Source organism: Ornithinimicrobium sufpigmenti, assembly GCF_004322775.1.
Classification (GTDB): Bacteria; Actinomycetota; Actinomycetes; order Actinomycetales; family Dermatophilaceae; genus Ornithinicoccus; species Ornithinicoccus sufpigmenti.
This window is the reverse complement of sequence record NZ_CP036403.1, coordinates 3,693,371-3,711,953: the sequence shown is the minus strand read 5'-3', so window position 1 is coordinate 3,711,953 and position 18,583 is coordinate 3,693,371. Positions and strand designations below refer to the sequence as shown.

General features: G+C 67.6%; 18 protein-coding genes. 13 read left to right on the top strand and 5 right to left on the bottom strand.

The window, feature by feature from the left end; genetic code table 11:
* Positions 1 to 104: 104 nt before the first annotated feature.
* Positions 105 to 1,427, top strand: a complete 1,323-nt coding sequence (locus tag ESZ52_RS17115) for a D-glucuronyl C5-epimerase family protein (protein ID WP_131105984.1) — start codon at positions 105 to 107, stop codon at positions 1,425 to 1,427.
* A gap of 114 nt (positions 1,428 to 1,541) precedes the next feature.
* Positions 1,542 to 2,489, top strand: coding sequence for an NAD-dependent epimerase/dehydratase family protein (locus ESZ52_RS17110; RefSeq protein ID WP_131105983.1), 948 nt, complete (start codon positions 1,542 to 1,544; stop codon positions 2,487 to 2,489).
* On the opposite strand, the gene ESZ52_RS17105 is transcribed toward ESZ52_RS17110, so the two are convergent.
* Positions 2,447 to 3,145: a TrmB family transcriptional regulator gene (locus ESZ52_RS17105; protein ID WP_202865371.1), complete on the bottom strand. Its 699-nt coding sequence runs from the start codon at positions 3,143 to 3,145 to the stop codon at positions 2,447 to 2,449. The genes ESZ52_RS17110 and ESZ52_RS17105 overlap by 43 nt on opposite strands.
* Before the next feature lie 444 nt (positions 3,146 to 3,589).
* Here ESZ52_RS17105 and ESZ52_RS17100 point away from each other — a divergent pair, with 444 nt between their 5' ends.
* Genes ESZ52_RS17100 through ESZ52_RS17090 form a run of 3 tightly spaced genes read left to right on the top strand, consistent with a single transcriptional unit; the run spans position 3,590 to position 6,841 of the window.
* Positions 3,590 to 4,642 (top strand): carbon-nitrogen hydrolase family protein, encoded by a 1,053-nt coding sequence (locus ESZ52_RS17100; protein WP_131105981.1) that lies wholly within the window; start codon positions 3,590 to 3,592, stop codon positions 4,640 to 4,642.
* The gene (locus ESZ52_RS17095; RefSeq protein WP_131105980.1) at positions 4,639 to 6,033 is read left to right on the top strand and encodes an MFS transporter; all 1,395 of its coding nucleotides are present in this window, start codon (positions 4,639 to 4,641) and stop codon (positions 6,031 to 6,033) included. Before ESZ52_RS17100 ends, ESZ52_RS17095 begins: the two co-directional genes overlap by 4 nt.
* 49 nt (positions 6,034 to 6,082) lie before the next feature.
* On the top strand, positions 6,083 to 6,841 hold the full coding sequence (locus ESZ52_RS17090; protein WP_131105979.1) for a maleate cis-trans isomerase family protein: 759 nt from the start codon (positions 6,083 to 6,085) through the stop codon (positions 6,839 to 6,841).
* Positions 6,842 to 6,963: 122 nt separating this feature from the next.
* Here ESZ52_RS17090 and ESZ52_RS17085 read toward each other — a convergent pair whose 3' ends face one another.
* The 3 genes from ESZ52_RS17085 to ESZ52_RS17075 form a co-directional block, all read right to left on the bottom strand.
* Positions 6,964 to 7,287 (bottom strand): hypothetical protein, encoded by a 324-nt coding sequence (locus tag ESZ52_RS17085; RefSeq protein WP_131105978.1) that lies wholly within the window; start codon positions 7,285 to 7,287, stop codon positions 6,964 to 6,966.
* Positions 7,288 to 7,827: 540 nt separating this feature from the next.
* Positions 7,828 to 10,647, bottom strand: coding sequence for a cell wall-binding repeat-containing protein (locus tag ESZ52_RS17080; protein WP_131105977.1), 2,820 nt, complete (start codon positions 10,645 to 10,647; stop codon positions 7,828 to 7,830).
* A gap of 402 nt (positions 10,648 to 11,049) precedes the next feature.
* Positions 11,050 to 11,811 (bottom strand): FadR/GntR family transcriptional regulator, encoded by a 762-nt coding sequence (locus ESZ52_RS17075; RefSeq protein WP_131105976.1) that lies wholly within the window; start codon positions 11,809 to 11,811, stop codon positions 11,050 to 11,052.
* A 70-nt stretch (positions 11,812 to 11,881) separates the two neighbouring features.
* Here ESZ52_RS17075 and ESZ52_RS17070 point away from each other — a divergent pair, with 70 nt between their 5' ends.
* The 4 genes from ESZ52_RS17070 to ESZ52_RS17055 all read left to right on the top strand — a co-directional run bounded on the left by ESZ52_RS17070 (position 11,882) and on the right by ESZ52_RS17055 (position 16,685).
* On the top strand, positions 11,882 to 13,468 hold the full coding sequence (locus ESZ52_RS17070; protein ID WP_131105975.1) for a carboxyl transferase domain-containing protein: 1,587 nt from the start codon (positions 11,882 to 11,884) through the stop codon (positions 13,466 to 13,468).
* 74 nt (positions 13,469 to 13,542) lie between these two features.
* The gene (dctP, locus tag ESZ52_RS17065; protein WP_131105974.1) at positions 13,543 to 14,607 is read left to right on the top strand and encodes a TRAP transporter substrate-binding protein DctP; all 1,065 of its coding nucleotides are present in this window, start codon (positions 13,543 to 13,545) and stop codon (positions 14,605 to 14,607) included.
* Between the two features lie 3 nt (positions 14,608 to 14,610).
* Positions 14,611 to 15,333 (top strand): TRAP transporter small permease subunit, encoded by a 723-nt coding sequence (locus tag ESZ52_RS17060; RefSeq protein WP_131105973.1) that lies wholly within the window; start codon positions 14,611 to 14,613, stop codon positions 15,331 to 15,333.
* Positions 15,333 to 16,685 (top strand): TRAP transporter large permease, encoded by a 1,353-nt coding sequence (locus tag ESZ52_RS17055; protein ID WP_131105972.1) that lies wholly within the window; start codon positions 15,333 to 15,335, stop codon positions 16,683 to 16,685. Before ESZ52_RS17060 ends, ESZ52_RS17055 begins: the two co-directional genes overlap by 1 nt.
* Before the next feature lie 288 nt (positions 16,686 to 16,973).
* On the opposite strand, the gene ESZ52_RS19540 is transcribed toward ESZ52_RS17055, so the two are convergent.
* Positions 16,974 to 17,225: a hypothetical protein gene (locus tag ESZ52_RS19540; protein ID WP_202865369.1), complete on the bottom strand. Its 252-nt coding sequence runs from the start codon at positions 17,223 to 17,225 to the stop codon at positions 16,974 to 16,976.
* Between ESZ52_RS19540 and ESZ52_RS17045 the strand changes: the two genes are divergently transcribed.
* The 4 genes from ESZ52_RS17045 (at position 17,206) to ESZ52_RS17030 (ending at position 18,514) form a co-directional block, all read left to right on the top strand.
* Entirely contained in the window at positions 17,206 to 17,439 is a 234-nt protein-coding gene (locus ESZ52_RS17045) for a type II toxin-antitoxin system VapB family antitoxin (protein WP_181010087.1), read from the top strand. The two genes, ESZ52_RS19540 and ESZ52_RS17045, sit on opposite strands and share 20 nt — an antisense overlap.
* Entirely contained in the window at positions 17,436 to 17,870 is a 435-nt protein-coding gene (locus ESZ52_RS17040; RefSeq protein ID WP_131105970.1) for a type II toxin-antitoxin system VapC family toxin, read from the top strand. Before ESZ52_RS17045 ends, ESZ52_RS17040 begins: the two co-directional genes overlap by 4 nt.
* 78 nt (positions 17,871 to 17,948) lie before the next feature.
* The gene (locus ESZ52_RS17035) at positions 17,949 to 18,188 is read left to right on the top strand and encodes a type II toxin-antitoxin system VapB family antitoxin (protein WP_131105969.1); all 240 of its coding nucleotides are present in this window, start codon (positions 17,949 to 17,951) and stop codon (positions 18,186 to 18,188) included.
* The gene (locus ESZ52_RS17030) at positions 18,188 to 18,514 is read left to right on the top strand and encodes a type II toxin-antitoxin system PemK/MazF family toxin (RefSeq protein WP_131105968.1); all 327 of its coding nucleotides are present in this window, start codon (positions 18,188 to 18,190) and stop codon (positions 18,512 to 18,514) included. Before ESZ52_RS17035 ends, ESZ52_RS17030 begins: the two co-directional genes overlap by 1 nt.
* Positions 18,515 to 18,583: the final 69 nt, after the last annotated feature.

Sequence of the window (18,583 nt, the reverse complement as noted above, 5' to 3'; positions counted from 1 at the left end):
GGCGGCGTCGGCTTCACCCAGACGGGAACGAATCTCGTGTTGAGCGGCATGGCCCATGGGTGTCGAGTACGCAACCCGTTCATTAGGCTCGGTATGGTCGAGGCATGACTGTGACCAACGAGGCCGCCGTGAATCTGCCGTCTCTGTCCGTGAGTCGCAAGCAAATTTGGGATTACTACCGCATCGAGTTCCTCGAGGACGGGTACCCTGGGCGGCGATCCAAGTACGGTCTTCATGCGCACCCGATTTATGGCACTTACGTCATCAATGACTACATCTCTCAGTACCGCAAACACAAGGATGAGGTGTTCCTCGAGGCCGCCAAGCGTGTAGCCAACGCAGCAATCGACCGGATGGAGGAACATCGCGGCGCGCTAGTGTTTTACTATCAGCCGGGCGCTGGACTGAGCTCTTTGCCCAGTGTGTTCTACAGCGGCCTCACTCAGGCACGGTACTTGAGTACCTTCGGAGTTCTTGGAAAAGTTTCCCCCTCTTCGAGATACTCCAACGCAGCCGAGGCGATTCTCTCCAGTTTTGAAGTACCAGCTGAAGATGGGGGAATTGCGCGTCACACGCCTAGTGGCGGACTGTTGATCGAAGAGTACAGCCACCAAGTGCCCGACTACACGCTGAATGGGTGGACGACCGCGACGACGTTGCTGCACGAATACGCTGAGACCACGGACAGCCAGCACGCGCGCACCATTTTTGAGCAAAGTATTCGGGGAATTCGGGACGTACTGCCGCTTTATGACGTTCCCGAGCTGGCGAACTCTCGGTATCGACTGACCGGCGCTGTCCGAGTGAAACTTGGATTCACCAGTCCGCGGACAGCGGTCAACTCCGCAAAGGTGATCATTCCCGGTGAAGGCGATTTCCCGCTGGGTGCTGGGAGTGGCAAGTGGACCAACCGATTCGTGTCCGGTTTGGGTGCGGACGGCGTTGTGGGAGGCCGCGAAGCCGTTATGGAGATCTTGCTGTGCCGTGTGACGTGGCCAGAGCCGAACCGTCTGGCACTTGATCTCACTTCGGCTGAGGAAGGGATGGTGACGGTGCAGGTGGGTGAGGGGTCGTACGATCCCTTATCCAGTTGGGTCCGCACCGACTCCTACTCCACCGTGGCCGAGGTCGTCGTACATCGAGGTCCGAACACCCTGGACATCTCGATTCCGTGGGCACGGGCAGAGCTGGTCGCTTACCCGACGAGTTGGACCAAGGCGATTGGTGGGCGACAGTACAACTCGTACCATTTCATCCACATAGACACGCTCACCACTCTGGCGGAACGAACTGGTGATTCAATGCTCGCCTACTACCGTGACCGGTGGGCGCAGTACCCGGCTAGGTGGCCTGACGTGCCTGCCTTGGCAGGCGCTGACATCGTTCTCGATCGCTACAGGGCTTCTCGCGTTCAGTCGAGCGCATGACTGCGCCCGGGTCAGCGAGGAATACCCTGAACAGTCGTACCTACACTGGCTACGTGCGACAACGGCATCACGTTGATCGAAGGGCGGCCCCTTCACTCCGAAGGGTCAACCACCATGGCTAGGACAGCCGCGGTCCTGGGGGCTAGCGGCTTTGTCGGCGGACACGTCACGAAGTGGCTACGACAAACAAGTGTCGTCGTCAAGCCCGTCCGGGCGCCAAGAATGGCTCACAGTGTCGCCTCACTTAAACTTGACCCTTACGAGGCTTACCTGTTCGACATGCTCTCCGAGTGCGACGTCGTCGTGAACGCTGCTGGCGTTGCCGACGCCGTAGGCTCGAGCCAGGACATGGAGTGGGCGAACCACCGGTTGCCCGGTCTGCTGGCACAGGTGACAGCTCGGCTGGGGGTCCGGCTGGTCCACATGAGCTCGGCAGCGGTGCAGGGGAGGCGGCCCGCCCTGGACTCGAGCGCCGAATATGCACCGTTCTCCCCCTACTCGGCGAGCAAGGCTGCCGGAGAGCGGGCCGTCCTGGCTCACTCGTCGACGGCATGCATCTATCGGCCGCCCGGCGTGCATGGACCTGACAGGGCGGTCACCCAGAAGCTGGTCAGACTGGCCAGGGGGCGGTGGGCCACGGTCGCCAGCCCCGGCGACCAGAACTCGCCCCAGGCGCTGATCGAGAACGTCGCGGATGCCATCGCGTTCCTGGCGACGACCGAGGAGGAGTTGCCGCGCATCGTCCACCACCCCTCGGAGGGGCTGACGGTGAGCAGCCTGCTGCACCTGTTGGGCGGACGTCCTCCCCGTCGGGTCCCGCAGACGCTGGCCTCCGCAGCGATCAGCGCGGCATTCCTCGCCGGCCGAGCTCGCCCAGGGCTGCAGGGCCACGCTCGCCGCCTGGAGATGGTGCTGGTCGGCCAGGAGCAGGCGCCCAGCTGGCTCACGGCGGTGGGGTGGCGGGCTCCCTACTGCGCGGGACGATGGGCCGAGCTGGGGCGAACATCACTAGGGTCGTCTCACACGGGGTCGCTGGAGTCCCACAGGACCTCGAAAAGGTAACGCTGCTGCTCCGCGTACTCCTCGCTTTCGATGACCATGGCGAAATTCTCCTGACGCGACGACAGCGTCGCGACGGCGTGCTCGCCGATCAACGTCGTCATGGAGAAGACGTAGGGCTCGGGTGCCAGACGGACAACCCGCAGATCGGCGTCAGCGGTGGGCCACTGCAGGCCGGACTCCTTCTCTGCCGAACGCACGACATGCAGTTCCAGGTCCCGGTCGCGGCGTCCTTGGATGTAGTCCGCCATGGCGCCCGCACCGGGGACGGCCATCAGGTCTGACATGGACAGGATGCCGTAGAGGGGAGATGGCCAGCTGAGTGACTCAAAGAGTGCACTCCTGATCCCCGCAGCACCCTCCAGGTAGCGGACCCGCGGCAGTGCACCCTTCGGCCGAACCGCGCGTAGACGGGGGATCATCGCCTCTACCCGCTCCTGCTGCACTGCCAGTTGCTGCAGCAGCACGCCCGGGTCGTTCGCCTGCAGCACTGTCCGGTGATCTTCCGAGTCCTCCACGACCTGTACCAGGCCTCTGCGCACCAGCCTCTTGACGATGTCATAGGCACTGGTCCGACTCACGAAGGCCCGTTCAGCTGCAGTCGACACCGGCATGCCTCCGCCCTGGAGCAAGGTGAGATACAGCCGAGCCTCCTTCACGTCCAGTCCCTCATCCACGAGGTCGCGCCAGAGGAAATTGTCTGAGCCAGTTGACAAGACGGGCCTCCCGCATTTGGTGACAGCATCCTCGATCTTACGGGTGCACGAGCCGGGTCTTCTGTGACCCAGCCTAGATCCTGGTCGCCCCGCGGACGGCCGTGTCGACCGGTTTCGACAACACGGTGACCCTTGACTGGCTCGAGGCGGCCTGCTCGACTGGCTGGAGCAGGCCGCGAGGTGGTCTTCCGGACACCGTCGTATGCAGTGGACCGCCCGAGCCTGCTGGAGCTCGTCGAAGACGAGCAGCGTCCACAGGCGGCACCGACGAACCGCCCCCCCTGATGCACGCTCCCAACACAGAGCACACGCGAAGAACCCGTCCGAGCCAGATTCTGCAACGACGGCCACACCATGGGCCAGTGCCCCGATAGCAAAGGAACTCTCATGAACACCGCGTCCACACCACAGCTGCGAGTCGCAGCCGTGCAGGCGTCACCCGTCTTCCTCGACACCCCGGCGACCATGGAGAAGCTTCGAAACCTCGTGCGCGAGGCCGCTCAGGAAGGTGCCACCATCGTGGCCTTCGGCGAGTCCTTTCTCTCCGGCTTCCCGGTATGGACCAACGTCCTGCCCCCGGTTGACCAGCACGACTTCCAGGTGCAGCTGGTGCGCTCGTCGATCACGGTGCCCGGGCCCGAGGTCGATGAGCTGGGATCCATCGCCCGCGAGAGCAACGTCACCCTGTCGGTCGGGATCAACGAGGTGAGCGACGTCAGCGTCGGGACGGTCTGGAACGCCAACCTGATCTTCGGCCCGGACGGGCGGCTCCTCAACCACCGCCGCAAGCTGGTCGCGACCTGGTGCGAGCGCCTCGCGTGGTCCCACGGCGACGGTTACGACCTCCACCCGGTCCACACGTCAGGGGCCAACGTCGGCGTCCTGCTGTGCGGGGAGAACACCAACACCCTGGCGCGGTACGCCCTGCTCGCCCAGGGCGAGGAGGTGCACATCTCCACCTACCCCCCCGCCTGGCCGTTCGACCGGTCTGACAACCGCGCCGACTATGACCTCGCCGAGGCCATCCGGCTACGCAGTGCCGCCCACAGCTTCGAGGGGAAGGTCTTCAACATCGTCGCGGCCACCGCCCTCGGAGACGACGCCGTCGCGGCGGTCGCCGGCGACAACGAGGAGATCGCTGGCCTGATGAGGGCCAAGCCCACGGCCTCCATGATCCTCGGCCCTGTGGGGCAGTACCTCGCCGGGCCGCTGGTCGGGGACGAGGGCATCCTCTATGCCGACATCGACCTCGAAGACCGCATCATCCCCAAGCAGGCGCAGGACATCGTCGGCACCTACAACCGGATGGACGTGTTCTCTTTCGAGGTGAACAAGACGCGGCACACTCCTATCCGTGTGCAGGGCAGCACGGGCAGCAGGTTCACCGAGTTCTCCTCGGCCCCCCGCCGATCCGCTGCCGAAGAGGAGATGGCGCAATGACCAGCGGAACCACTAAGCCCGAGGGCGGAGCGGCAGGGTCGGTCGACCTGACTGCGCAGGCGCCGGTCGGCGGACCGCCTGAGGTCGTGGATCGGGACACGCCAGAGTTCCGTACCAAGGGTCGGCGTGCCCTGGGCGCCGCCATGTTCGGGTTCTGGGTGGACATGTACGACATCTACCTCCCGGTGATCGTCCTGGCGCCGGCCATGGTGTACTTCATGCCTCCTGAGACGAGCGGTGTAGACGCCGCAGTCTTCCTCACGCTGATCTATGTCGCCTCCATCGTGGGCCGTCCATTGGGCTCCTTGATCTTCGGTCCGCTTGGCGACACCCTGGGGCGTCGCAAGACGACGCTCATCGCGGCTGGTGGCTCGTCGGTCGCGACAGGCCTGATGACCTTCCTACCGGGCTACACCACCCTCGGTATCTGGGCACTGGTGGCGCTCCTGGTGCTTCGGCTGTTCGACGGAATCTTCCTGGGAGGCGAGTACACGGCAGCCAACCCGCTCGCGATGGAGTACACCCGGAAGGAACGGCGAGGGGTCGCTGGCTCGCTCATCAACACCGGGTATCCGCTGGCCCTCGCGACCATCACGGTCGTCACCATCATCACGATGCGGTTCTTCCCGGTCGGAGATGCAGCATCCGCGTATGCCGTCTGGGGTTGGCGCATCCCGTTCTTTATCGGTTTCGTCCTCTGCACGTCGCTCTTCTTCTACTACCTCTTGGCCGTCCCCGAGTCCGAGATCTGGACGAAGATGCCCAAGAACAGCGGCGGAAACCCGCTCAAGATCCTGTTCTCGGGGTCGAACATCAAGTCCTTCGGTGTGGCCTTCGTGGTGGGCACCGGGGCCTGGCTCACGCTCAATGGCTCGGTCGGGATGTTCGCAGGTCACTTCCGGAGGCTCGAGGTGAGCGACGGGACCATCAACACGGTCATCCTCGTCGCGGCGCTGAGCGGCGCGCTCCTCTTCCCCCTTGTCGGTGCGGCCGGGCAACGGTTCGGCAGGCGTCAGGTGATCATGGCCATCGGCGTGCTGATCCTCCTGTTCGGTTCCGTCGGCATGGCTCTGGCCGTGCGTTTCGTCGAGACCAACATGTTCGTCGTCCTAGCGGTCATCGGTCTGATCCCTGGACTGCTCATCTGGGCGATGATCACCGCGTTCCTGATGGAGCTGTTCCCCACCAACGTGCGTGCGTCCGGATACGGCGTGGCCTACAGCCTGCCCAGCATCATCCCGGCCCTCTACGGCTACTACATGGTGTGGCTGGGCAATGTGATGGACTACGACTACACGCCGATCGTCATCGGCAGCTTGGGGGCCATCTGCCTCATCATCGGCGGTTACATCGCCAAGGACGTCCGGCACGTAGACCTGGAACACATCTGATCGGGGTTCGGCTGCCGAACGGTGCGCCCCTACCTAGAAGGAGCTCAACATGTCAGCGAAAACCACGTTCCGCATCGGGCAGATCGTGCCCAGCTCGAATGTCACGATGGAAACCGAGATACCGGCGATGTTCAATCGTCGTCAAACGGTCGCCCCTGAGCGGTTCACGTTCCACTCGGCGCGGATGCGCATGAAGGAGGTCACTCCCGAGCAGCTGCTGTCCATGGACAACGACTCCGATCGATGCGCGGCGGAGCTCTCCGATGCTGAGGTGGATGTCATCGGCTATGCGTGTCTGGTCGCCATCATGGCGCGCGAGTTCGGCTACCACTGCAAGTCGCAGGACAGGTTGGGCGAGGTAGCCGCTGAGAATGGATCACCGGCGCCCATCATCTCGAGTGCGGGTGCTCTGATCGATTCTCTGCACACCATGGGGGCGGCCAAGGTCGCCGTCATCGCTCCATACATGCAGCCGCTGACGGACAAGGTGGTGGCCTACATCGAGAACGAAGGAATCCAGGTGACGGACTCACTCGCTCTGGAGATCGCCGACAACCTCGAGGTCGGTGCCCGGGACCCGCTGGCGCTCGTTGAGCTTGCCCGACAGGTCGACCATTCAGACGCCGACGTGCTCGTGCTGTCGGCCTGCGTCCAGATGCCTTCACTGGAAGCGATCCAGATCGTGCAGGACGAGATCGGCAAGCCGGTCGTGTCCGCTGCCACCGCGACCGTGTACCAGATGCTGAAAGCGCTCGATCTCGACACGCTCGTTCCCGACGCGGGCGAGCTGCTCAGCGGCAAGTACTGAGTCGGCCCGGGCCGTCATCCACACCGCGGGCCAGCCACCTCAGCAGCTGGCCCGCGGTGCGACGGACCTTCGGGCGACCGCCGCCCAATGGGGGGCAAGGGGTCCGCAGGTCCGCAGCCGGGTCATACCGGGCGGGGCACCGGTTCGACCTTGAGGGCGCGGGCGACGAGTGGCAGACAGAGCGAGACCACCGCCACGAAGAGCGAGGGCCAGAAGGGGGCCAGCTCAAGTTCGTCGGTGGCGAAGGAACCAGGGAGGGCGCCCCACCAGGCGACGAAAGCGAGAACGGCTAGGCCGGCGGTGGTCACCGCCGTCCGCGTCCGGCCGTCCGGGCCAAGCAGCGTGTTCGCAGTTTGCGCATTAAGACTGGAGAGGGCAGCGAACACCGCCGTGAGCCCTGCGGCCACGACCCCGAGCGCGAACTCTTGCGACGAGTTCTCGAACACTGCGAAGAAGCCTGAGAAGGCGACAAAGAGAGCGATTGTCTCGGTGGGAATCCACGCGGTGACGCTGTCGGTGAACCGGCCTACCGGATTGGCAGGTCCCTGAGGTGGCGAAGCCGGCGGTGACGGGATCGGTGGTGACGGCGCGGGCGCGGCTTGTGGTGGGGGTGCTCCCGGGCCGCCCTGCCCTGCCATGGCGCCCGCAGCAGCGGGAGCGAGGACCACGGTCCCCATGGCATTCCCTGGCGGGGCCGCGCCAGTGGTCTGCGCCAGCCTGACCGCGGACCGCATCCCCATGGACCGAATGCTCATCAGAACGCCCCTTTCATCTCAGCCTCACGGCAGCCGAGCTGTAGGACCACACGGGACGCTTACCCGCCCGTGGATATCAGTGTGGGGCTCCTCCTCAGCGATGGCTATAGCGGTCAGAAGGGACTTCAGGCACGTCTAAGTTCTCGCCCGCAGCCCGGTTCATGAGGCGCAGACAGCGGTGCCCCGCCGACCGGATGGTCGACGGGGCACCGCGGTGTGTGGTGGGGCTGCTCAGTCCTGACCGCGCAGCTTCTCCAGCTCCTTGATCACGGTGTCCGCGACCGCGCCCTCGCCACCCAGCACCACGACCCGCTCGGGGAAGAGGCGCACGATGGCGTCCTCGATCGCGTCAGGCAGACCGTCTTCGCGGGTGATCAGCAGCGGCTCGTCATCCGAGGCAGCCTTGGCGCCGCCGGCCAGCGCGTCCGGCCAGTCCTGGCCGGAGGCCAGGTAGATCGTGTCCGCGCTGGCGACCTCGGCGAACAGGCGGGCCGAGGTGATCCACCGGTTGAGGCCGGAGACCCGGGTGGTCGGCGCCCAGTCGGCCAGCTCGTCCATGACCTCCTTGGTCACCACGCCCTCGCCGCCCAGGAGGGTGATCTGGCTGGGTGCCAGGTCGTCCAGGGCGTGGGTCGTGGCGGACGGGATCTCGTCGGGCCGCACCAGCAGGACGGGCGAGTCCAGCGCACCCGCGCGAGCTGCGGCGGACAGCGCATCCGGGTAGTCCAGCCCGACGGCGACGAACACCCGCTCGCCGGTAGCGCCGAACTCGGCGGCCACCGCGGCGGCCGTGCCGTAGCGGTTGGTGCCCGAGAGCCGGTCGACCGCGGCACCGGTCAGTGCTGCGGCCTCGGCGAGAACGGCGTCCTCGACCGCGCCGTCGCCACCCAGCACCACGACGTGCTCGGGGGCCAGCCGCTTCAGCTCCGCCTTGGTCGAGTTGGGCAGCGCGTCGGTGCGGGTGAGCAGCACCGGGGCGTCCAGCGACCCGGCCAGCGCGGACCCGGTCAGGGCGTCCGGGTAGTCCAGGCCGGTGGCGAGGAAGACGACGTCCGCGCCGGCCTGGTAGGTCGAGGAGACCGCGGCGGCGGTGCCGTAGCGGTTGGTGCCCTCCCAGCGGTCGACGTCGATCGGCTCCACCGGGGGAGCAGGCTCCTCGGCCACGGTCAGGGTGACCGAGATGGCGTCGAGCTCCTGGCCGGTGTCGGTGGTGATCTCCACGTCGGTGGAGTAGGTGCCGGACGCCAGACCTTCGGCGTCGGTGGTGAAGGCGACGTTGACGCCCTCGTCCGCGGCGACGTCGAAGGAGGCCGGGTCCAGCGTGAGCCAGTCGGCGTCCTCGCTGAGTATGACCTCGGCGTCGGCGTCACCGGTGTTGCTGAAGGTGACCTCGGTCGACTCCGAGCCGCCGAATTCGACCTCGTGGGTCACCGCGGTCCGGTCGACCTCGATGACGCCCACCGGAGGTGCGGGCTCCTCGGCCACGGTCAGGGTGACCGAGATGGCGTCGAGCTCCTGGCCGGTGTCGGTGGTGATGGCCACGGCGGTCGTGTAGGTGCCGGACGCCAGACCGTCGGCGTCGGTGGTGAAGGCGACGTTGACGTCCTCGTCCGCGGCGATGTCGAAGGAGGCCGGGTCCAGCGTGAGCCAGTCGGCGTCCTCGCTGAGGGTGACCTCGGCGTCGGCGTCGCCGGTGTTGCTGAAGGTGACCTCGGTCGACTCGGTCCCGCCGAACTCGACCTCGTGGGTCAGCGACGTCGGCTCGACCTCGATCACGCCCACGGGCGGGTCAGGGTCGACCGGGGTGTCGGCATACGCGATGAACACGCCGGTGCCCCACTCGACCTCGTTGTTGCCCTCGGGGTGCACGCCCGAGGTGATCGAGACGTCACCGCGGTTGTTGATCTGCGGCGAGCCGCCGAAGACCGGGCTGCTGTCGTGCTGCCCCAGCTGGCCCAGGCCCAGGTCGGTCTCGACGACGTCACCCTCGACCAGGACCGGCCGCAGGTCCTCACCGTCGGCGACCCAGACGCCACGCTTGCCGTCCTTGTCCACGGCGCGGAAGACCACCTCGCCTCGGGTGTTGACGTCCGGGGCGAAGAACTCGAAGGACGCGAGCGGGGAGTCGGCCGAGACGTCCGCGACGTGCTCGACCGTGGTGCCGTCGGTGCGGACCAGGACCTTGGTGTTGCCCTCGCGCAGCGTGGCGAACGCGGCCACCTGGCCGTCGTCGGAGAGGCCGACGGAGTTGTCGAAGGACCGGTAGGGGGAGTCGGGGTCCACGTTGTCGGTGGCCAGCACGGCCTGGGACGAGCCGTCGGCCTCGAAGAGGCGGATCTCCTGGTGGTTGAACGACTCGGTCAGGCTGACCTTCCCGGCGATCTGCTGGGCGTCGTTGAAGGTGGGGGAGTAGAGGTAGCTGAACCCCGACTCCGGGTCGAGGCCGGTGTCCTGGGCGTAGAACACGCCCTGGCCGTCGATCACCGCGGCGAAGGCGCGGTTGCCGGCGAAGCCACCCTGGAAGCCGATGTTCTGCTCCTCGTCGATCCCGCCGAGCGAGTAGTTCACCGGGACGACCGGCATCGTGACGATCTGCCGGGCCTCCTCGTCGGCGGCCTCATACATCCACAGCGTGTTGGCGGTGGCGTCACCGACGGTGAAGGCCACGTCGCCGGCGTCGTTGATGTGGACCGAGGAGCTGATCGAGGTGTTGACCGGGAGCCGGTGCGCGAGGTCACCCTCGCCGCCCTGCCCCAGCCAGACCGCGGCCGTGGAGGTCGTGGGACTGCCGGGGTAGGTCGCGATCTGGACGGGGAACGCGATCTGCGCGTCGTCGCTGAGCGCCGTGGTGATGCTGTTGAACGAGCTGCCGGGGGGCAGGTTCCAGCCTTCGTCGTTGACGAGCAGGTTGGACCGAGCCTGCAGCTCGATGTGGGGGGCGGGTTGGGACGGTTCGTCCGCCTGGGTTGGAGCCGCGCTGAGGGTGCTGACCACCAGCGTGCCGGCAACGATGCCGGCGAGGCCCCGCAGCCGTGACTGCGTGCTGCGCATGGGTTTCCTTCCTTGGAAATGTGCAGGGGCCGCTCGACCCTAACAACCGGTGATCCCTCAGATTCGGCGCCCTGTTGTGCGTCGCGACGCCCAGTTCGGCGAGCCTCTGGAGGCAGGCAGCTGGGTTTTGCCGGCGTCTCGTCACCGGACGTTCTGAGACTGGGTCATTGGTCCTGGCCGAGAGCGTGCAGGCACCCCGCCTGCACTAACGCGTGAACGCCTAATAATGTTACTCGTTGGTAGGTAGCCTTCTAGGGAGGGGCACTGCCGTGGGGCGTCTCTCGCTGCCGTGACCGGCGGGAGGCGCCTCAGGCGTTCGATCAGGGGCGGCGGTAGGCCAACTCCTCGTGGACCGTCACGGAAGTGGAACTACGGGACAACGACACGTCCACACTTGGGCGGTCAGGCTTCTTGCTGTGTGAGTGGGGTCTCTGAGAGGAACTCCACGTCGGAGACCACCGCGATGTGCTCAGTCATCGCCGCGGCGGCGGCCCCGGCGTCCCGTCGACGGATCGCGTCGGTGATCTTCTCGTGCATGCGCAGGGAGTCCTGGGGGCGCCCGGGCTGGGAGAGCGACTGAGTGCGGCTCTCCAGGATGAGCTCGCTGATCTCCGCCATCAGCCGGGCCAGCACCGGCGAGTGCGCGGCCCGGGTCACCGCCTCGTGGAAGGCACGGTCGCCCTCCAGCGCCCGCTGGCCAGCCCGCACCTCGCTGCGCATCTGCGCGAGCGCCTCGTCGATGAGCCGCAGGTCCTCCTCGGTGCGTCGTTCGGCGGCGAGCCAGGCCAGCTTGGCCTCCATCGCGGAGCGGGCGTCGATGATGTCCGGCAGCGCGTCCTGGTGCTCGCGTATCGCCCGCAGCAGGGTGTCCCCGGCCCCCGGCAGCTGGCGGATGGTCGCCCCCTCGCCGTGCCGGACCTGCACGACCCCCACCACCTCCAGGGCGACGAGGGCCTGGGCCAGGGAGGCGCGGCTCACGCCCAGGGCCTGGGCCAGCTCGCGCTCCGCGGGCAGCTTGTCCCCGGGCTGCAGGCCGTGCGTGGCGATGTGGTGGTGCAGCTCCTGGACGATCTGCTCGTACAGGCGCGGTCTGGACAGCGGGGTGGGCCGCGGCGTCGCTGCGGCCGGCGTCGGCACCCGGGTGGTGTCGTCATTGGCACTCATGGCGCCACACTCTATTGACAAGCGTCTGAGTTGCCTATTGGCTAGGCCACTGGTCCACAAGGGAGTGACGATGACACAGACGACCGAGGCCCGGCCGGGTTCCACGCCGACGCGCCCGACCCGCCTACCGGCGCTGGAGGTGCTCACCACGGTGCTCGACCCGGGCTCGTTCCGGTCCTGGGACCAGCCCGTGACGCAGCCCGACCTGGGCGAGGAGTATGCCGCCGACCTGCGGAAGGCGCGCGAGCGCAGCGGCGTCGACGAGGCGGTGATGACCGGCGAGGGACTCCTGGACGGTCGCCGGGTCGCCGTCGTGGCCGGGGAGTTCGCCTTCCTGGCGGGCTCCATCGGGCAGGCCGCCAGCGAACGCCTGACCGTCGCGGTCGAGCGGGCCACCGAGGAGGGCCTGCCGCTGCTGGCCTCCCCGTCCTCGGGCGGCACGCGCATGCAGGAGGGGACGCCGGCGTTCCTGCAGATGGTGAAGATCGGGCAGGCGGTGATGGCGCACCGCCAGGCAGGCCTGCCCTACCTGGTCTACCTGCGGCATCCCACCACGGGCGGGGTGCTGGCCTCGTGGGGCTCGCTGGGGCACCTGACGGTCGCCGAGCCGGGCGCCCTCGTCGGCTTCCTGGGACCGCGCGTGCGCGAGGTCATCCACGGGGAGCCCTTCCCGCCCGGTGTGCAGGTGTCCGAGAACCTGGCCCGCCGTGGTGTCCTCGACGGCGTCGTGCCGCTCGAGGAGCTGCGCGGACTGGCGATCGCCGCGCTGCACGTGCTCACCGCGCCGCAGGAGCCGGCGCGCTCCGCCGGCCGGTCGGCATACCGATCGACACACCGATCGACACACCGGTCGACAGGGGAACCGGTCGGACCGCCGGACGTGGGGGAGGAGAGCTCCGCCTGGTCCTCGGTCGAGGCGACCCGGCGGGCGGACCGTCCCGGGCTGCGCGAGCTGCTCGAGCACGCGGCCGAGACTTTCATCCCGCTGCGCGGCACCGGGTCGGGGGAGTCCGACCTCACCGTGATCTTCGGGCTGGCCCGCTTCGACGGGGTCTCCTGCGTGCTCGTGGGCCAGGACCGGCAGGCGCAGCAGAACACCTACCTGGGTCCGGCGGCGCTGCGAGTGGCGCAGCGCGGCTTCCAGCTGGCCGAGGAGCTGTCCCTGCCCGTCGTCACCGTCATCGACACCCCGGGGGCCGACCTGTCCCCGGAGGGGGAGGAGGGCGGCATGGCCGGAGAGATCGCCCGCACCCTGGGTGCCCTCGCGACCGTGCGAGTGCCGGTCGTCTCGGTCGTGCTCGGTGAGGGCACCGGGGGCGGGGCCCTGGCCCTGATGCCCGCCGACCGGACGGTCTGCGCCGAGCACGGCTGGATCGCTCCTCTGCCGCCCGAGGGCGCCAGCGCGATCGTGCACCGCTCGGGCGAGCGGGCGGCCGAGATGGCCGAGCTGCACCGCATCCGCGCCGTCGATCTGCTCCGGACGGGCGCGGTGGACGAGATCGTGCCCGAGCACCCCGATGCGGCGGAGGAGCCGGAGGCCTTCAGCCAGCGGGTCGCGCAGGCCGTCGTGGGCCACCTGGCCGACCTGCTGGCGATGCCCGAAGGGGAGCGTCTGGCCGCGCGCCGCGCCCGCTACCGCACCCTCGGCGGTCGTTGACGGTATACGAATGCCCATCTAGAGTCCTCCCTGGATGGGCCACTAGGCCACTTACTCAGTCAAAGGAGACCTTCGTGACCCGCAAGGTGCTGTTCTCGCTTGCCCTCAGTTCCAGCCTCGTGCTCGCCGCATGCGGCGGGGGCTCGGACTCGGACGACTCCACGGCAGGCGGTGGCGCGGCGGCCGGCTGTGAGGACGTGACGCTGCGCCTGTCCCACCAGTGGCCCGAGCCCACCGGGGAGGACGGCGACTTCCGCTCCCAGATCGCCATCGACTTCAAGGAGAAGATCGAGGAGGCCACCGACGGCTCCGTCTCGGTCGACATCTTCCCCAACAGCACCCTGTCCCGGGCCACCGAGCAGTACGACGCGATGCTCGCCGGCTCCATCGACATGTCGGTCTTCCCGCTGGACTACGCCAGCGGCCTGGTCCCCGAGTGGGGCATCACCCTCATGCCGGGACTGGTGAGCAACCACGACCAGGCGCAGGCCTGGGAGGACGCCGAGATCGGTGACTGGGTCGTGGAGAACATGGAGGAGAACGGCCTCGTGCTCCTCACCTGGGTCTGGAACGCGGGCGGCATCGGCACCAAGGCCGACCAGCCCATCGTGACCCCCGACGACATGCCGTCGGGCACCACGATGCGCGCGGCCGGCACCTACGTCGAGCACATGCTCGCCGACGCCGGCGCCGGCATCTCCAGCCTGCCCTCGAACGAGATCTACACCGCGATGCAGACCGGTGTCCTCGACGCGGCAGTCACCTCGACCGGGTCGTTCGCCTCGTTCAACCTGCAGGAGCAGGTCGCGGCCTACACCAGCCCGACGGAGAACACCTTCTGGTTCATGTTTGAGCCCCTGGTGATCACGACCGAGACCTTCGAGTCGCTCTGCGAGGAGCAGCAGGAGGCCGTCGTGGCGGCCGGTGAGGACCTGCAGGAGTTCGCCTACCAGGCCTCCCGCGACGACGACGCACGCGTCGAGCAGCTCTTCACCGACGCGGGCGTCAACGTCGTGACCATGGACGACGCGGCATACCAGGAGTGGGTGACCCTGGCCGAGAAGCAGTGGGCCGACTACGCCGAGTCGATCGAGGGTGGCCAGGACCTGATCGACATGGCCCTCGAGGCCGGGAACTGATCGGTGGCTCGGGAACCACAGGGGAGCACACCCGCCCCTCCTCCTGACCGCGCCGAGCCCTCGCTGCTCACCAAGGCGCTGACGTTCCGGTGGGCCACCTGGCTCTCCGAGCTGACCGGCTACCTCAGCGGTGTCGCGCTGATCGCGGCCACGCTCGTCACGACCCACGGCGTCTTCGTCCGGTACGTGCTGCGGGAGTCCACGATCTGGCAGACCGAGACCACGATCTACCTGATGATGTTCGTGACCTTCGTCGGCGCCGCCTACGGGCTGAAGCACCACGCCCACGTCGGCGTGGACCTGCTGGTGGAGCGGGTCGAGGGGCGGGCACGGTTGGTGTGGAAGCTGATCACCTTCACGTTGTGCCTGGCGGTCGTCCTCGTCGTCCTCTGGCTCTCGTACCAGATGTGGTACACGGCGTGGCAGGGCGGGCACCGCTCGGCCACCGCCTGGCGCGCACCGCTGTCCATCGCCTACGCGATCCTGCCGATCGGCATGCTCCTGGTGGCACTGCAGCTCATCGCCATGATCATCGAGGGTGTCCAGGGGCTGCGCGGACGGATCCCGCTGTCCGAGGTGTCGCTCATGCGCGCCGCCACCGAGCTCGCGCACGCCCAGTCGCACATCGAGGTCGTCGAGCAGGCGGAGGCCAAAGAGGCCGGCGCGGCCGAGGCCGGTCAACAACCAGCCCGACCTGGTCGGGCACCGGAACGAGGGAGTGACTGATGGCTGACCTGGACTCGATGGTCCAAGGGCTGATCATCGCCGGCTTCGCGCTCCTGCTGTTCCTGTCGGGTATGCCGATCGCCTTCGCCCTGGCGATCACCGCCCTCGCTTCCGTCCTGATCTTCCTCGGGCCGGGGCAGTTCGACCTGTTCGGCAAGATGGTCTTCGACTCGGTCAACGACTTCGGGCTGCTGGCCATCCCGCTGTTCGTGCTGATGGGCAACCTCTTCGGCGGCTCCCAGGCGAGCCGGCAGCTCTTCGAGGCCGGCGAGGCCTGGCTCTCGCGGATCCGTGGTGGTCTGGCGATGAGCTCGGTGGCGGCGTCGACGATGTTCGCCGCGCTCACCGGCTCCAGCCCGGCCACGGCTGCAGCGGTGGGGCGGGTCGCCATCCCGGAGATGGAGGCCCGCGGCTACTCCGCCAGGGTCTCCACGGGCGCCATCGCGGCCGGCGGGACGCTGGGGATCCTGATCCCCCCGAGCGTCACCCTGATCCTCTACGGCATCGCCGCGGAGCAGTCGATCGGGCAGCTCTTCGCTGCCGGCATCGTGCCCGGCATCGTGCTCGCCCTCATGTTCTGCGTCTGGGTGTTCATCGCCCAGACGCTGGACATGCGCCGCGGCAAGGCTGCCGGGGACAGGACAGCCGGGGAGGCGTTCAAGCGTGCGGTGAAGCGCTACACGTGGAACGAGCGGTTCACCAGCCTGCTGAAGGTCATCCCGTTCGGCCTGCTGGTCGCCGCGATCCTCGTCGTGCTCTACCGCGGCATCGCCACGCCCAGCGAGGCGGCGGCCATCGGTGCGCTGCTCGTCGGCATCATGGTGATGGGCATCTACCGGGGCCTGACGGGCCGTGGCCTGATGGATGTGCTGCTGGACACGACGAACCAGAGCACGATGATCCTGCTGATCACGGCCTTCTCCGCGGTCATCGCCACGGTGATGAGCTACCTGCGCATCCCGCAGGACCTGGCCGCGCTGGTCTCGGACATGGACCTGAACCGGTGGGTCGTGCTGCTCATCATCAACGTGGTCCTGCTGGTGATGGGGATGTTCCTGCCGCCGGTGTCGATCATCGTGATGGTGACCCCGATCCTGCTGCCGCTCATCATCAGCCAGGGCTTTGACCCGATCTGGTTCGGCATCATCATGACCATCAACATGGAGGTCGGGCTGATCACCCCGCCGGTCGGGCTGAACCTGTTCGTCCTGAAGGGGATCGCGCCACACATCCCGCTGAAGGAGATCCTCATCGGCTCGGCGCCCTACATCGTCGTCATGGGCCTGGCGATCGCGCTGTTCTCGATCTTCCCCGAGATCGTGCTCTTCGTGCCTGAGTTGTTGTATCAGTAGCCGGTGACGCCGGCGCAGTGAACGAAGGCTCCTCGGAGGTGATCACCTCCGGGGAGCCTTTCGTTCCATCCGATCCCATCCGTCCGCGAGTGGCGACACGGGGGAGCCTTCGTGTGAGCGGTACAACCCCACCCTGCCTGTAGTTGAACGGTCAAGTACAGTTACTTGTTGGTTGGCCCCGTCTCCCCGTGACGGTGTTGTCCAGACGCCCCTCGCCGCCGTGACCGGTTGAGGGGCGTCACAGTGTGCTTCATACCCGGTTGTTCTTGGGTAGGTCGAAGGCGTGCGCTAGCTCGTGCTAGTGGCGGCGGGCGGTCGGGTCGGTGATGAGTCCTGGACCATCACCTCGTCCGCGTCGCTCTCCTCGACCATCTGCTCCAGGGTGGCGCGGACGTCGTCCGGCCCGCTGGCGACGAACCTGGGCCAGTGGCCGTTAACGATGGAGACCGGTTCGAGGTCATGGACCAGTGCCTGCCAGTGGTCGATACGGGAGTACGGGTGCCATGTTACGGTTGCCCTTATGAAGACGACGATTGACATCCCTGATGCGTTGGCGCAGGAGGCAAAGGCTGTCGCTCGAGGCTCGGGCACGACGCTCAGGGAGCTTGTCGTGGCCGGCCTGCGGGCGGAGGTCGAGCGGCGCGAGGCGGCCGTTGTGGTCGACTTCCACTTTCCCACGGTGGCGGGGGATGGGCTGGCCGCCGAGTTGGTGCCCGAGGACGTGGTGCACCGGTCCTACGGGCTCCCTTCGTGATTGCGGTCGACACTAACGTCCTGGTCTACGCGCACCGCGCAGACAGTCCTCACCATGAGCGGGCATCCGAAGTATTGCGGGGGCTCGCCGCCGGGCGGGGCACCTGGGCGATCCCCTGGCCGTGCCTGCACGAGTTCCTGGCTGTGGTCACTCACCCGCGGATCTACCGGCCGCCGACCACGCCGGCCGTCGCGGTCGAGGCCGTCGAGTCCCTGCTCGCACTACCCAACCTCAGGTTGCTGTCGGAGACGACCGACCACGGGTCGATCCTCGCCAGGCTGCTGCACGTACCCGGGGCGGTCGGCCCCAAGGTGCACGACGCCCGGATCGCGGCGATCTGTCTCGGCCACGGCGTGGACGCGCTGTGGTCGGCAGACCGCGACTTCTCGTGGTTCCCCGAGCTCCGGGTCCTCAATCCGCTGACCGGGTGACCCATCCCGCGTCGCCCAGACCCAGCCTTGAGGCCCCGTGTCCGCGCGGCAGTGGCACTTCCACGGCATGATCGTGGCATGCCCAAGACCCGGATCAGCACGACCGTGGATGCAGACCTGATGGCTCGAGCTCGCCGCGCCCACGCCGGCACCACGGACGCCTCCGTCGTCGAGGCGGCCCTGAAGGCGTTGCTCCGGGAGCACCGCGAGAGTGAGATCGACCAGGCCTACGAGCGGGCGTTCCGCGAGCATCCGCAGGACACCCCTGATGACTGGGGCGACCTGGATGCCTTCCTCGACGAGGCCGCCAGACGCTGATGCACCTTCCCGCGAGAGGCGAGCTGTGGTGGGCGGACCTCGCCGAGGCCGGTGCCAGGCCGGTGGTCGTGGTAGGCCGAGACGCGGCCGTCCGCGGACGTCGACGAGCACTGGTTGCGCCGTGCAGCACGGCCATCCGCCGGCTGCCGAGTGAGGTGCTGCTGGAGCCGGGGCAGGAGCCGGTCCACCAGCGGTGCGTCGTGCAGCTTGACGCCCTCACCGACCTCCCCGTCGACGTCCTCACGCGGCGGCGGGGAGGCCTGAGCGACGCCGCCATGCGGCAGGTCTGCGAGGCGGTGACTGTCGCGGCGGGATGCACCGGCTGAAGGTCGAGGCGCTCACCTGCGAGCGATCAGCACGCTCATCGCCCTGCCGGCGGTCTGGTCGTCGCGGCC

Coding starts and splice junctions, on each gene's coding strand:
- ESZ52_RS17070 (WP_131105975.1), top strand. CDS start 11,882: ATGACACAGACGACCGAGGCCCGGCCGGGTTCCACGCCGACGCGCCCG.
- ESZ52_RS19540 (WP_202865369.1), bottom strand. CDS start 17,225: ATGTCAATCGTCGTCTTCATAAGGGCAACCGTAACATGGCACCCGTAC.
- ESZ52_RS17075 (WP_131105976.1), bottom strand. CDS start 11,811: ATGAGTGCCAATGACGACACCACCCGGGTGCCGACGCCGGCCGCAGCG.
- ESZ52_RS17110 (WP_131105983.1), top strand. CDS start 1,542: ATGGCTAGGACAGCCGCGGTCCTGGGGGCTAGCGGCTTTGTCGGCGGA.
- ESZ52_RS17100 (WP_131105981.1), top strand. CDS start 3,590: ATGAACACCGCGTCCACACCACAGCTGCGAGTCGCAGCCGTGCAGGCG.
- ESZ52_RS17030 (WP_131105968.1), top strand. CDS start 18,188: ATGCACCTTCCCGCGAGAGGCGAGCTGTGGTGGGCGGACCTCGCCGAG.
- ESZ52_RS17045 (WP_181010087.1), top strand. CDS start 17,206: ATGAAGACGACGATTGACATCCCTGATGCGTTGGCGCAGGAGGCAAAG.
- ESZ52_RS17080 (WP_131105977.1), bottom strand. CDS start 10,647: ATGCGCAGCACGCAGTCACGGCTGCGGGGCCTCGCCGGCATCGTTGCC.
- ESZ52_RS17095 (WP_131105980.1), top strand. CDS start 4,639: ATGACCAGCGGAACCACTAAGCCCGAGGGCGGAGCGGCAGGGTCGGTC.
- ESZ52_RS17115 (WP_131105984.1), top strand. CDS start 105: ATGACTGTGACCAACGAGGCCGCCGTGAATCTGCCGTCTCTGTCCGTG.
- ESZ52_RS17090 (WP_131105979.1), top strand. CDS start 6,083: ATGTCAGCGAAAACCACGTTCCGCATCGGGCAGATCGTGCCCAGCTCG.
- ESZ52_RS17035 (WP_131105969.1), top strand. CDS start 17,949: ATGCCCAAGACCCGGATCAGCACGACCGTGGATGCAGACCTGATGGCT.
- ESZ52_RS17055 (WP_131105972.1), top strand. CDS start 15,333: ATGGCTGACCTGGACTCGATGGTCCAAGGGCTGATCATCGCCGGCTTC.